Here is a 14,202-nt window from a genome sequence, read left to right on the forward strand (position 1 = left end):
TAAAAGGGCTCAAAATCGCAGGTTTTTTGGTTGAGTGATTCTCTTGCGCTACATAGATGTGTGGTGATTGTTTTGTATAAGGGTATGAAATGTAACGAGTTGTTAAATTAATTAATGGTGGTGGGTTTGTATTGGCACTGTCTTTGCTCCTTGTTTTGGCAGAGATAATTAAAAATGAGTCATTAATTGGCCATGGAGTGCAATATGAAAGGATTCAGCCAACAAGCCAAAGTATCGTTGATTGGCGCCGGTCCAGGCGACCCTGAACTACTGACCATAAAGGCAATGAATGCCATCCAGTCCGCCGACACCATCATATTCGACAATTTAGTGAGTGACGCGATATGTGCTCTTTTTCCAAGAACCTCGAAGCAGATCTACGTCGGCAAAAAGAAAGGGTGTCATAGCTCCACTCAAGACGAAATTAATCAAGTGTTACTCGAGTGCGCTGATGCGGGTGAACATATTTGTCGAGTGAAAGGCGGGGACTCCTTTGTTTTTGGCCGTGGCGGCGAAGAGATGCTGTGGCTGAGTCAACACGGGGTAAATGTTGAGGTTATCCCAGGTATAACGGCGGCATCTGGTTGCACGACCTATGCCCAGATTCCTTTAACACATCGTGGGTTGGCACAGGGGTGTACTTTTATCACCGCTCATGCAGAGCGTGATCTAGACATCCAGTGGCGCGCTTTGGCACAACTCAACCAAACCGTTGTGATTTATATGGGGTTGAGCAAAACAAACCTAATATCGAACTCATTGATTGATGCCGGCCTGTCTCAGGACACACCGATTGCATTAATTGAGAATGGCTGCTGCCCGGACCAACGTACCATTATTGGTACGCTGAGTGAATTGGATGCGCTGAAACATCAACATCATGTTCAGTCTCCCGCACTGATTGTCATTGGTCAGGTTGTGACCGTAGCGGAGAAAATGCAATGGTTGGCGCAACGTTCATTGGACAGTGATTTTATGTCGAGCAGTACCCACGGTTTTGCCAAGCAATCGCACAAATTAAAATTGACGGCTTAATATTTTTATAAGGAAGTAAATGATGAGCAAACAACGCATTGTTGTCGTTGGCAACGGAATGGTCGGCCACAAATTTATTGATTCGATTATTGCTGCCGAAACAGATGAGTTTCAAGTAATTACGTTTTCAGAAGAGCCAAGGCTTGCCTACGATCGTGTGCAACTCACTAGCTATTTTGATGAGGATAAAGGCGCACAACATCTTGCCTTAACGGATGAGGCATATTACCAAGCTAACGGTATTCAATATGTCCTTAACGATAAGGTTGCCCAGATTGATACGGCCAAAAAAATCGTGATAACGGAAAGTGGGCGAGCTGAAGCATACGACAAACTCGTCCTCGCAACCGGGTCATTTCCTTTTGTTCCGCCTATTCCGGGTAACGATCAAACACATTGTCATGTTTATCGAACCATCGAAGATTTGGATGCGATAGAAGCATCCAGTAAAGAAGGGAAAAGTGGCGTCGTCATTGGCGGTGGTTTATTGGGCTTAGAAGCAGCTAACGCCGTTAAAAACCTTGGGTTAGATACCCATGTGGTTGAGTTTGCTCCTCGTTTGATGGCGGTGCAGTTAGACGATGGTGGCGGCGCGTTACTGAGAAGAAAGATCGAGAATCTAGGTGTGTCGGTGCACACGCAAAAAGCCACCACAGAGATTGTAGAAGGTAGCACATCGCGTTATCGAATGAATTTCGCTGATGGCTCCCACCTTGAAACTGACATGATTGTATTTTCTGCTGGTATTCGACCTCAGGATGAGTTGGCTCGTCAGTCTGATATTGCCATTGGTGAGCGAGGCGGGATTGTGATTGACAATCACTGCCAGACTAATATCGATAGTGTGTATGCCATTGGTGAATGTGCACTGTGGGATAACAAAATATTTGGTTTGGTTGCTCCTGGTTACCAAATGGCAAAAATAGCGGCTACGCATATTGTAAACCACGGCCAAACGGATGCCGAGTTTGTGGGTGCTGATATGAGCACTAAGTTGAAGCTGCTTGGCGTGGATGTTGCCAGTATTGGCGAAGTGCACGGACAAACCCCAGGCGCGCAATCCTATACTTATAACGATGAGATTGAACAAGTCTATAAGCGACTGATTATCTCAGAAGATGGTAAGAAAATTGTCGGTGCGGTGCTGGTGGGTGATGCGGATGCTTACGGTACATTGTTACAGCTCAAGCAAAATGATATGCCACTGCCGGAGAATCCGTCAGTCTTAATTCTTCCTAATGTAGCCGATGACAGCAGCGCTGGATTAGGCGTGGAAGCCTTGCCGGATAGCGCCGTGATTTGTTCATGTTTTGATGTGACAAAGGGTGATATTAAGCAAGCGGTCGCGAGTGGTTGTACAACGATGGCGTCTTTGAAAGAAACAACTAATGCTTCGACCGGTTGTGGGGGGTGTTCTGCACTTGCCAAGCAAGTATTAGATAGTGAACTGACGAGTTTAGGTGTCGAGGTGAACAATAATATTTGTGAGCACTTTACGTATTCTCGCCAAGAGCTCAGTGACATTATTCGAATCAGTAAAATTCGCACATTCGATGATGTATTGGCATCGCATGGCTCTGGCCTTGGTTGTGAGATTTGTAAACCGACAGTGGGTTCGATATTAGCGTCTTATTGGAATGATTACATCCTTGAAGATAACCTTATGGAGCTGCAAGACACCAACGATATCTACCTTGGCAACATGCAAAAAGACGGCACATATTCTGTGGTTCCTCGTATACCGGGCGGAGAAATAACACCAGACAAACTGATCGTATTAGGCGAGGTCGCCAAAGAGTATGACTTATACACCAAGATTACCGGTGGCCAGCGTGTCGATCTTTTTGGCGCTCAGCTAAACGAATTACCTGATATCTGGCGCAAGTTAGTCGACGCCGGCTTTGAAACGGGTCACGCCTACGGTAAGTCAGTTCGTACCGTTAAATCATGTGTGGGGAGCACGTGGTGTCGCTATGGCGTCGCAGACAGTGTCGGTTTTGCGATTGATGTCGAGAACCGATATAAGGGCCTGCGCTCACCACACAAACTCAAATTTGCGGTGTCCGGCTGTACTCGTGAATGCGCTGAAGCGCAATCAAAAGACATTGGCATTATCGCGACCGATAAGGGCTGGAACCTTTATGTGTGTGGTAATGGTGGTATGCGCCCTCGCCATGCGGACTTGCTGGCCACTGACCTTGATGAAACCACCCTATTGAAATATATCGACCGCGTTCTGATGTACTACATCCGTACCGCAGATCGCTTACAGCGCACGTCTGTATGGTTGGAAAACCTAGAAGGCGGCATTGAATACTTAAAACAAGTGGTGGTCGAAGACAAGCTTGGCTTAGGTGCTGAGTTAGAAGCAGAAATGGAATCGAATGTGGGCAAATACCAATGTGAATGGAAAACGACGCTAGAGAGCCCTGAAAAGCTCAAGCGCTTCCAGCACTACATCAATAGCGATGAAAAAGACGCGAGCCTGCAGTTTGTGACTATCAGAGACCAGCGATTCCCGACTGAGTCGGAAAAACAAAAAAAGGTCTTAGAACAACGAATCGATGTGGTGGAAGTGTAGGGCGATTGCCCTTCATTTCGACCCAAATAATGTCAACGTATTTAATCAATTTGTTTATGAAAACTAGGAGATCTCAATGAATCAATGGACGACGGTTTGCTCAACCAATGACCTGGTGCCGCATACAGGGATATGTGCAAAGGTTGATCAACAGCAAGTGGCAATATTTTATTGCCGGCGCAGTGAGGCGTTATATGCTTTATGCAACTACGACCCGATAGGTCAAGCGTATGTGATGTCACGAGGCATTATGGGGTCAATGGAAGGGCAACCTTGCGTGGCATCGCCATTATATAAACAGCACTTTAACCTTGAAACTGGGCAGTGCATCGAAGAGCCCAGTTATCAACTGAAACGCTTTGACGTTCGAGTTGAAGGGAACGATGTTCAAGTTAAAAACCTAGCAGCGTAATGTGCCAGAGACGCATGTTTAAGTGATTGGAATTCGCAGCCTGTGGGAGTGAGGATATAGGCCTCGCTCTAGGTTATTTCGTTCAGACTGTACCTTAGTTCAAATTGTACCTTCGTAAAGATTGTACCAATGCTTTGAAAGTCAGCCTGTGTGCTGCAATAGAAAAAATAAAAGGATTTTATTATGGAAAACACTAAGTTTTCGTTGTTCTCATTTACCGGAAAAATGAAGGTATTACATTTAAGTTGGATGGCTTTTTTTATTACCTTTGTGGTGTGGTTTAACTTTGCCCCAATGCTTCAAATGGTGAAAACCTCACTGGGGTTATCAACCGAAGAAATTAAAACGCTTTTAATACTCAATGTTGCTTTGACCATTCCAGCCCGTGTCGTTGTCGGGATGCTGACGGATAAATATGGTCCTAGAATCGTCTATTCAGCGCTGCTTGCCGTGTGTTCCATTCCTTGTTTTATGTTTGCCTTTTCGGATTCATTCATACAAGCCGCGATTGCTCGATTCTTACTCGGTTTTATTGGTGCGGGCTTTGTCGTCGGTATTCGATTAGTCTCAGAATGGTTCCCTCATGATGAGCTTGGTACGGCCGAAGGCATTTATGGTGGGTGGGGCAACTTTGGTTCGGCCGCCGCCGCCTTTACTTTACCTACTCTCGCCTTGTTATTTGGTGGGGATGATGGTTGGCGCTATGCGGTGGCTATCACGGGTGTTATGAGCTTGGCATTCTCATTTATTTTCTATAAGAATGTGAGTGACACACCAAAGGGTTCAACCTATTTTAAGCCTACGCATTTATCGGCGATGGAAGTGACGTCGAAAGGTGACTTCTTTATGTTGTTGGTCATGAAAATCCCAATGTATGCCGCCCTCGCTTTGTTGGCTTGGAAGGTGTCACCAGCGGGTATAGGCATGTTATCGGAGACCGCGGTAAGAGGCATTTACGTCGCGTTAGTCGCTTTGTATTTGTATGAAGTCACACAAGTTTGGAAGGTCAATAAGTCAGTATTCTCAGAGCCTGTCCCAGAAATTCACCAATATAAGTTTAAGCAAGTCGCAGTACTGAACGTTTTATACTTTGCGACGTTTGGTTCAGAGCTTGCGGTTGTGTCTATGTTGCCATTGTTTTTTTCTGAGACATTTGAATTAACGCCTGTTATGGCGGGAATGGTGGCCTCTGCCTATGCGTTTATGAACTTGATGTCTCGTCCTGGTGGCGGTTGGATTTCGGACAAATTCGGCCGTAAATCAACGCTTCTTATCCTCACGGCCGGTCTAGCGGTTGGCTATTTTGTGATGGGGCAGGTTGATAGCCAGTGGCCATTATGGCTTGCGGTCACGGCGGCTATGGTGTGTTCATTCTTTGTTCAAGCGGGTGAGGGTGCCGTGTTTGCTACTGTGCCACTTATCAAACGCCGTATGACGGGACAGATTGCCGGTATGACAGGAGCTTACGGCAATGTCGGGGCTGTAGTGTACCTGACCGTGTTATCACTGGTTGATTATCAAACGTTCTTTTTTGTTATTGCGGGAACGGCAGTATTAGGATTCTCGGCATTATTGATAATGGAAGAACCAAAAGGCCAAATTACGGAAATTAATGAAGATGGTAGCGTGACCCTAATTAACGTATCCCATTAATTATAAATCGGGAAAAGGGGGGCTCAAATTGCCTCCCTTTGTTCAGAGGCCTCGCTAGCACGAGGCTTTTGTTCGACCAGTAGGTGTGGGCGTGTGACATCAATAAAATGGTGAGGAAATAATGGTAGTTGCGGTGGATGAACACAAACGACCACTAACATTGAGGTATGGTGGACATTCGTTATCTGGGGCTCGGGAAGAGAATCAAGACGCGTTTGTTGTGCGGGTCCCTGAGAGTTTATCGGAAGCTGAGATAAAAGGCAGTATTGCCTGTATCGCGGATGGAGTCAGCTGTAGCGACCATGGCCAAAAAGCCAGTCACACCAGTGTCATGCAATTTGTGAGTGATTATTACGCCACGCCAGACAGTTGGAGTGTTAAGCATTCAGCTAGTCAAGTACTTACCTCGCTAAATTCATGGTTGTTCGAGCAAGGGCTAAAGCAGCAATTTCGTCACAATGGGTTAGTTACTACGTTCAGTTGTGTGATTTTTAAATCGAATACTGCGCATGTTTTCCATGTGGGTGACAGCCGCGTTTACTTGCTTCGTGCAGGCGTATTACGTCTTTTAACCCGTGACCATCAACGTGTGAATGGTGGCAAAAGTGCTTATCTGACACGTGCTTTGGGGATGGATACGAAACTTGAGGTTGATTATCAGTCGATAGAGTTAAACAAAGAGGATTGCTTTTTGTTTACCACGGATGGCGTTCACGATGTGCTGAGTGACGCGGCGATACGCCAAGTATGCAATCAAAGGCAAGGCAGTTTGGAAGACAAATCCAAGCAACTTTGTCAGCATGCGATTGATGCTGGTGGACAAGATAACACGACATGTTTGATGGTGAGTGTGGATGCATTGCCTCATTTATCACTGATGGAATTTCAACAACAGGCTTTGAATCGCGTGATCCCTCCAGCGCTCAACATCAATAACCGAATTGATAATTATGTGGTGAAGAAAGTAATCCATGCGGGCAGTCGTAGCCATGTCTACGAAGTGCAAGAAGACGGGGCTGAACGTCGTTTGATTTTGAAAGCACCCTCTCAGCATTATATCGATGATACTGAAACCTTGGTGTCATTTAGCAATGAATATTGGGTAGGTAGCCGCATTAACAGTCAGCGAATAATGAAGGTTTACCAACAACCTAAGGCCTCCCCTTATCTGTACCATCTGTGCGAATTAGTGGAGGGTATGACCCTGAGGCAGTGGATGTATGATAACCCTAAGCCGGCTTTGAAGCAGGTCCGAGACATTATTGAGGCGTTGGTCAAAGCGGTTCGAGTGTTGCAGCGTTTGGATATGGTTCACCGTGACCTTAAACCAGAAAACATCATGATGACTGATGACGGTTCGATAAAACTCATTGATTTAGGTGCGGTTTCTGTCAAAGGACTTGAAGAAACAGAACGCTCAAATCATGCTCATGCCCCTTTAGGTGCGGCAAATTATATTGCACCAGAATATTTATCAGGCGAATCGGCAACGACGGCATCGGATCTTTTTTCGGTCGGGGTTATTGCCTATGAGTTGCTTTGCGGAGCGTTACCTTACAAAGAGGTTAGCGCATTGTCGGTGCAGCAAGCACGACATCAAAAGTGGCAGTATCTCGGGATGGCAACACATAGGCAAGATGTGCCTTTGTGGTTTGAACTGGCGATTGAAAAAGCTTGTCACCCAAATCCAGCACTGCGGTATAGCGTTCTGAGTGAGTTTGTCGCGGATACTCATTCACCTAACGCTACCTTGTTGAAAGAGATAGAGGCCAGCCCCCTCATTAAGAAAAATCCATTACTGTTTTGGAAAGGTGTTGCGGTGTTTTTTGCGCTGTTGGCATTTGTGGAGTTGATTATTCTTACGCAAGCCAGTTAGCTCCCAACGATTATTTTACCCGCATGAGCTGATGCGTGTAATGACCAAAATTGAAAACCAGAACTTGAGAGCGTTTCATCTGTTCAACTTGCTCAAGCATGGCTGGTGAATAGCCCTTACGATGCATCCATTCAAGAGGGGCATCAAAACCATCCTCATTCACCACATAGGACTGATCTTTAAATAGAGATTCAGAAACATGGACAACCCAAATGCGAGAGCGAAACTCGATGGCTTCGGATAGTGCAGCAAGTATTTTCTTAAACAAAGGAGCCCTTCCGGAATGGATTACCGATTATCGAAGAGGGATTGTGACAAATTTCTTAGCAGTAAGATACGCAAATCAGCAAGTTTCGTCTTACGCTTAAATCATCGTAGCACCCAAATTTAAGTGCTCAGAAGTGGCGTAAGCCACGTCGTAAATGGAGTTTTACCATTAATAGGTTTTCTCTATAAATAAAATTATTCATTCCTATTTAGCAAAATCAATAAATTAGACGACAATGAATAGAACAAAGAAAGTTTTTGGGTTAAGGAGAACAGCATGGAATCATTGAAAGTAAGAGACTATATGACCCAACGAGCGGTGACATTTACCGTCGATATGCCTCTAAGTGCCGCATTAGATAAGGTCATGAAGTCGAACCATCTCGGTGGTCCTGTTATTGACGAGAATGAGAAAGTGATTGGTTTTATCTCAGAACAAGATTTGCTTGAAAAGCTTGTTAAGGTGTCTTATCACTGCCAAGACACGCATACAGTCGGTGATTGCATGTACAAAGAAGTGCTGTCTGTGACACCAGACATGTCCATTATTGAACTTGCAGATATGATGAAAGTAGGTAAACCCAAGGTATACCCCGTCATTGACCGAGGGCGTTTAGTGGGGATGATTTCAAGACGAGATGTGCTGCAAGCGATAGGTAAAACCCTAGAGGCCTGTTTCAAACACCCAGTATAAAGAAACATACATTCTTTAAGGCGCGCTAGCGCCTTCTTTTTTGCCAATCAACTCGCCTTAGTCTGAATTTACCTCACCTCAGGGATCGTCATGACAGAACCGTCTGCTAAGTTTCTCGAAGGATCCACTATGCGTCACATCCTGGTGATGTCTGGCGCTGGTTCCATTGGCTTAATGTCATTGTTCGTTGTCGATTTACTCGATATGTTATTTATCAGTATGTTGGGTCAAGTTGAACTGGCTGCCGCGGTGGGGTTTGCAGGCACGTTAACCTTCTTTGCTACATCGGTGTCAATTGGCACTTCTATCGCGATGGGCGCGCTGATGTCGAAAGCCATTGGCGCAAAAAATAGCGCGTTTGCTAAACAGATTGGTAGCAATGTTTTAGTGATTGCCTTTTTTATCAGCGTCATTGTGACCGTGACTATGTGTGCCTACATACCAGAATTGCTTACGGCTATTGGTGCGGAAGGCCGAGCGCATGAACGAGCCTCGGCTTATCTATGGATCATCATGCCCAGTACACCATTGATTGCGCTTGGTATGGCCAGTGGGGCAGGACTTCGCGCTGCAGGTGATGCCAAGCGATCGATGTGGGCTACTCTCTATGGTGGCATTGTTAATGCGATCTTAGATCCATTGTTTATTTTTGGGTTTGGTTGGAACGTTGAAGGTGCGGCGGTTGCTTCGGTTATTGCACGCTTTACCGTATTCTATTTTTCATTTATGCCACTGTTACGTGTACATCAACTGCTTTCTTTTCCACGATTTAGTGACGTGATGACGAACAGCAAAATGATTCTAGCCATTGCCTTACCTGCCATCATCGCAAATACGGCGACGCCAATTGGTAACGCGATAGTGACGACCTCAATTGCACAGTTTGGAGAAAACTTTGTGGCAGGTTACGCCGTTATTGGTCGGCTGACCCCAGTGTGTTTTGCTGTTATTTTTGCCTTATCAGGCGCTGTAGGGCCGATCATCGGACAAAATTTTGGTGCACTAAGAATCGACAGAGTTGAAGAGACGTTGAAAAACTCGCTCATCGTGACAACCACTTATACTATAGCCGTGTGCCTATTACTTTATTTGGTCAAAGATTATGTTATTGCCGGGTTCTCGCTGACGGGGGATGCTGCACTGATAGTGGCGACCTTTGCTACTTATGTCGCGATTACGTTTATTTTTAATGGTGCATTGTTTGTCGCCAACACGTCATTTAACAATTTAGGCAGACCACTCTATTCCACGGCTTTAAACCTTGGTAAGGCAACCGCAGGTACATTGCCATTTGTCTACTTTGGTGCTCAGTGGTTTGGGGCGTTAGGTGTTCTTTACGGGCAAGCGCTGGGGAATATTGTCTTTGGCATACTGGGCATGGTGGTTCTCAAGTATCATATTTTGGAACTCAGACGTACAGGACAGTGTGCTCAGCAAAAAGACCCAAGCTTAACCAGTGTGAATTCACAGCCATTCTGTACCCATGATGCGGTGTTGATTGAAGATGTCGCCAAAAATAAACCAGGGACGTCCCCGGTAACCTTAATTGATTAATTAATCCTTGACCTTGGAGTTAGCTCTAAGGTTTAAACTTGTGTTATACGAATCAGGTTTAGGTCAGTTAAGGATAATCTTATGTGCAGTAAACATGCAGCATGCCGAACTCAAAAAATTAGTGCAGTACGCCCAATTGGTGCGGGCTGCACGACCCCAACCATTGGCGCGATAACGCCGGTTACAGAAAAAACCGCCTCCGATTGCTGTTCAGCTAGTGGTGATTGCAGCGCCCCAGAACCAGAAGACCCCCTTGTTGTACAGCCCAAACCTGAAGAGGCGGTAACACAGCACTCTTGGAAAGTCGTTGGTATGGACTGCCCGGCGTGTGCACGTAAAGTTGAATCGGCAACCACAAAAATTGCAGGGGTAGTCAGTGCTAAGGTACTCTTTGCGACTGAAAAATTGGTGATTCGCGTTGATGATCTCACTGCGGTCCCTGCCGTCGAGTCCGCTGTCGGCGACGCTGGTTTTACGCTTCAATCCTTAAATGGCGGCTCATCATCAAACACTGCCCCGCACCCTCAACAAACAGGGTGGCGAAAAACTCTATCGGATAACGCCCATATATTAGCCATTTCTTTAGGTATGCTGGTGGCGGCGGTGATTCAGACACCATTTCCACAAGCAAGCGAGTGGTTGTTTGTCCTCACCTGTTTGCTTGGTCTTATGCCGATTACGAAAAAAGCATTCAAATTAGCAAAATCAGGTACCCCGTTTGCCATTGAAACCTTGATGAGTGTGGCGGCAATAGGGGCGCTGTACCTAGGTGAAACGGTCGAAGCAGGTATGGTGCTGCTATTATTTTTGATCGGTGAGCGCCTAGAGTCTTTTGCCGCATCGAAAGCAAGAAGTGGTGTTCAGGCCTTGATGTCATTGGTGCCGGAAGAAGCCACTGTCATTATCGATGGGGTACGCACAAAGAAAAGTGCTTCGGATCTTCAGCCTGGGGATTTGATTGAAGTGGCCGCGGGTGACCGGCTTCCTGCCGATGGGGTGCTGGTGTCAAGCAATGCGAGCTTTGATGAAAGTGCATTAACGGGAGAGTCTCTCCCTGTCGAGCGCCAAGTGGGTGACGGTGTTATGGCAGGTGCTGTGGTCACGGACAAAGTCCTAACACTGCGAGTCACATCCAAACAAGGTGAGAATGCGATTGACCGTATCTTACATCTCATCGAAGAGGCCGAATCTCGTAAAGCACCCATTGAACGTTTCTTAGATAAATTCAGTCGCTGGTACACCCCGCTGATGATGGTGGTGTCGTTGCTGGTGATTATCATCCCGCCACTTTTGTTCGCTCAACCTTGGGAAACCTGGGTTTATCGTGGGCTTGCATTATTATTGATAGCTTGCCCATGCGCACTGGTGATTTCAACGCCCGCAGCCATCACTTCAGGCTTAGCGGCAGCTACTCGACGTGGCGCACTGATAAAAGGGGGCGCAGCATTAGAGCAACTTGGCAATGTTAACGCGATTGCCTTCGATAAAACGGGCACGCTGACGTTAGGCCGTCCACATGTTACCGATACAGTCGTACTGACAGATTGGACGGCTGAAAAACTCCTGAGTGTTGCAGGAGCGATTGAATCAGGGTCAAATCATCCCTTAGCGACGTCGCTGGTGCGACATGTCGAGGAATTGGGTATTCACATGCCCGACGCTACAGAGAAAAAAGCGCTTGTCGGAGTTGGGGTTGAGGGGATTGTTGAAGAGACAAGATATACGCTACTCGCCCCAACTAAGGCTGAGTTTACGTTGCAAGCGGTAATTCAATCTCAGATAGCAGAGCTAGAGGACCAAGGTAAAACCGTGGTGGTCCTCACCGATACGGACAAAGCCATTGGGTTGATTGCGTGGCGTGATGAAGTGAGAGGCGACGCTGCACAAGCTATCGAAAGACTCGCGAAGCTAGGTATTGAAACCGTTATGCTCACTGGTGACAATGAGCGAAGTGCTCACGCCATCGCAACGCCGCTTGGAATGGACTATAAAGCCAGTTTGTTACCTGCGGATAAAGTGTCGTATGTGAACGAGTTAGCTCAACACCACCGAGTGGCGATGGTAGGGGATGGCATTAATGATGCACCTGCGATGAAAGCGGCAAATATTGGTATCGCCATGGGGGGAGGCACAGACGTCGCGCTAGAAACAGCGGATGCCGCGCTAACACATAATCGACTCGCAGAGCTTCCGGTTATGATTGAACTATCAAGAGCAACGCTGAACAATATTAAGCAAAATGTCACGCTAGCGTTGGGATTAAAAGGTGTGTTTTTAGTGACGACCTTATTAGGCATGACGGGTTTGTGGGTAGCGGTGTTAGCGGATAGCGGAGCCACTGCGATTGTTACACTTAATGCGCTTCGCTTACTTAGACATAAATCTAAATTCGACTAAGCTACAAGCATTGAACGCTCTTTTGGTAGAGCGTTCTTTACAGCTGGCTGGATGGTTATCGATTGGTTGCCATATTCATCAAACCGTATTGATATCATCTAGAATGGATTAAATTGACCGCAGTTATCAATAAAAGTGTGATGCCAACCGATTTATCGTGTAATGAAATGAAATATTCATAGGTAAAGTGTGATCTGTGAACGGAAAGGCATGACGTTATCTTATAAGCTTAATTCCATAACTAAGAGATAAAAGGAACCACCCTATGTCACAAGCTGTTTTCCATTTAGGCGTAAATCAAGACGATCTACAAGGCGCTACATTGGCTATTATTCCTGGCGATCCTGCACGTGTTCAAAAGATTGCAGAGTTAATGGATGAGCCGGAGTTCCTAGCGAGCCAACGCGAATACACGGTTTATCGTGCTAAATTGGATGGCCAGTCAGTGGTGGTTTGTTCGACTGGCATTGGCGGTCCATCAACGTCAATTGCTGTTGAAGAGCTTGCGCAATTAGGCGTACGTACTTTTCTACGAGTTGGGACAACAGGCGCAATTCAATCTGACGTGAACGTTGGTGATATGATTGTTACTACGGGTTCAGTACGTCTAGATGGTGCAAGTTTGCACTTTGCTCCGATGGAATTCCCAGCGGTGGCAGATTTTGATGTAGCGACTGCCATGAAACAAGCCGCGATTGATGAGGGCGCTACCGTTCATACTGGTATCACAGCCTCAAGTGACACTTTTTATCCTGGCCAAGAGCGTTATGATACGTTTTCTGGTCGAGTGGTGAAGCGCTTCCAAGGTTCAATGCAAGAATGGCAAGACATGGGTGTGCTTAACTTTGAGATGGAATCTGCAACGCTACTCACCATGTGTGCCAGTTCCGGTTTACGCGCCGGTTGCGTTGCGGGTGTGATCATAAATCGTACGCAAAAAGAGACACCTGATCATGCTACGTTGAAAAAAACGGAAGCACGTTCAATTAAGGTCGTCGTAGAAGCTGCACGTAAAATGCTATAAGTTTTGTTGCTACTCTATTCAAATCAAAGCCTTTCGTATTGCGAGAGGCTTTTTTATTATTGGCAGCGGTCTCCGATTAAAATAAACGGCTGCTGCCCTTAATCGCTACTGTGTTGAGCAAACACTATTTTACTTTAATCAACGTTTACTTGTTTAATTGGCTTTATCGGTGCGCTGATGCACCGTTTTAAATCTGGCCGGACACAAATGCTATCCCCATAAAAAAACCTCTCGCGGAAGCGAGAGGTTTTTTGCGTCTATTCACGTTGAGTGATTAGGCTTTAGCTTTAGCCGCTTTCTTTTCAATCGCTACTTTTGCTTTTTTGAAACGCTCTGGAAGAATTTGCGTTGCAAATACATCTTCAACCGTTTCTGCGCGTTTGATTAGCTCAGCTTCGCCATCTTTGACCAATACGGTTGCTGGGCGTGGTAGTGAGTTGAACTGGCTTGCTTGAGACTCAGCGTAGTGACCCACATCCATGATGGCCAATACATCGTTTGGTACCAGCTTCGGCATAACCGCGCCACTTTCCCAGATTGATGGGATGCAGATTGGGCCAGATACCTCAGTAGTACGAGCCACAAGTGGTTGAGTCATCTTGTTAGCAGGAAGTACAGGGTTCTTGGATTCTTGAGACTCAACAAGCGTTGCTAGGTAAGTTGATGCATCAACCATGGTGTAGCTGTAGTCCATCTCTTGGTCATCTTT

The 14,202-nt window shown here is 46.1% G+C and carries 10 protein-coding genes and 1 pseudogene; 9 read left to right on the forward strand and 2 right to left on the reverse strand.

Going from position 1 to position 14,202, the window contains the following annotated elements; translation table 11 throughout:
* Nucleotides 1-204: 204 nt before the first annotated feature.
* The 5 genes from cobA to ACE1OE_RS23435 all read left to right on the forward strand — a co-directional run bounded on the left by cobA (nucleotide 205) and on the right by ACE1OE_RS23435 (nucleotide 7,557).
* A complete protein-coding gene (gene cobA / locus ACE1OE_RS23415; RefSeq protein WP_449212422.1) occupies nucleotides 205-1,035 on the forward strand; it encodes a uroporphyrinogen-III C-methyltransferase in 831 nt (276 codons plus the stop codon).
* A 22-nt stretch (nucleotides 1,036-1,057) separates the two neighbouring features.
* Nucleotides 1,058-3,616, forward strand: a complete 2,559-nt coding sequence (gene nirB, locus ACE1OE_RS23420) for a nitrite reductase large subunit NirB (protein ID WP_102470398.1) — start codon at nucleotides 1,058-1,060, stop codon at nucleotides 3,614-3,616.
* Between the two features lie 76 nt (nucleotides 3,617-3,692).
* The gene (nirD, locus tag ACE1OE_RS23425) at nucleotides 3,693-4,028 is read left to right on the forward strand and encodes a nitrite reductase small subunit NirD (RefSeq protein WP_372060819.1); all 336 of its coding nucleotides are present in this window, start codon (nucleotides 3,693-3,695) and stop codon (nucleotides 4,026-4,028) included.
* Between the two features lie 183 nt (nucleotides 4,029-4,211).
* Nucleotides 4,212-5,681 (forward strand): NarK family nitrate/nitrite MFS transporter, encoded by a 1,470-nt coding sequence (locus ACE1OE_RS23430; RefSeq protein WP_102470400.1) that lies wholly within the window; start codon nucleotides 4,212-4,214, stop codon nucleotides 5,679-5,681.
* A 121-nt stretch (nucleotides 5,682-5,802) separates the two neighbouring features.
* Nucleotides 5,803-7,557, forward strand: a complete 1,755-nt coding sequence (locus ACE1OE_RS23435) for a protein kinase domain-containing protein (RefSeq protein ID WP_449212423.1) — start codon at nucleotides 5,803-5,805, stop codon at nucleotides 7,555-7,557.
* Between the two features lie 10 nt (nucleotides 7,558-7,567).
* Here ACE1OE_RS23435 and ACE1OE_RS23440 read toward each other — a convergent pair whose 3' ends face one another.
* Nucleotides 7,568-7,825 (reverse strand): hypothetical protein, encoded by a 258-nt coding sequence (locus tag ACE1OE_RS23440; RefSeq protein ID WP_102470402.1) that lies wholly within the window; start codon nucleotides 7,823-7,825, stop codon nucleotides 7,568-7,570.
* 276 nt (nucleotides 7,826-8,101) lie between these two features.
* Between ACE1OE_RS23440 and ACE1OE_RS23445 the strand changes: the two genes are divergently transcribed.
* The 4 genes from ACE1OE_RS23445 to udp all read left to right on the forward strand — a co-directional run bounded on the left by ACE1OE_RS23445 (nucleotide 8,102) and on the right by udp (nucleotide 13,493).
* Entirely contained in the window at nucleotides 8,102-8,518 is a 417-nt protein-coding gene (locus ACE1OE_RS23445) for a CBS domain-containing protein (protein WP_102470403.1), read from the forward strand.
* A gap of 90 nt (nucleotides 8,519-8,608) precedes the next feature.
* A complete protein-coding gene (locus tag ACE1OE_RS23450; protein WP_372060822.1) occupies nucleotides 8,609-10,072 on the forward strand; it encodes an MATE family efflux transporter in 1,464 nt (487 codons plus the stop codon).
* Nucleotides 10,073-10,153: 81 nt separating this feature from the next.
* The gene (locus ACE1OE_RS23455) at nucleotides 10,154-12,469 is read left to right on the forward strand and encodes a zinc/cadmium/mercury/lead-transporting ATPase (RefSeq protein ID WP_449212424.1); all 2,316 of its coding nucleotides are present in this window, start codon (nucleotides 10,154-10,156) and stop codon (nucleotides 12,467-12,469) included.
* Nucleotides 12,470-12,734: 265 nt separating this feature from the next.
* The gene (gene udp / locus ACE1OE_RS23460) at nucleotides 12,735-13,493 is read left to right on the forward strand and encodes a uridine phosphorylase (protein ID WP_102470406.1); all 759 of its coding nucleotides are present in this window, start codon (nucleotides 12,735-12,737) and stop codon (nucleotides 13,491-13,493) included.
* Between the two features lie 274 nt (nucleotides 13,494-13,767).
* On the opposite strand, the pseudogene ACE1OE_RS23465 reads toward udp, so the two are convergent.
* Nucleotides 13,768-14,202, reverse strand: a pseudogene (locus ACE1OE_RS23465) (diaminopimelate decarboxylase family protein); the annotation flags it as partial.

It is taken from the genome of Vibrio sp. E150_011 (genome assembly GCF_053544015.1).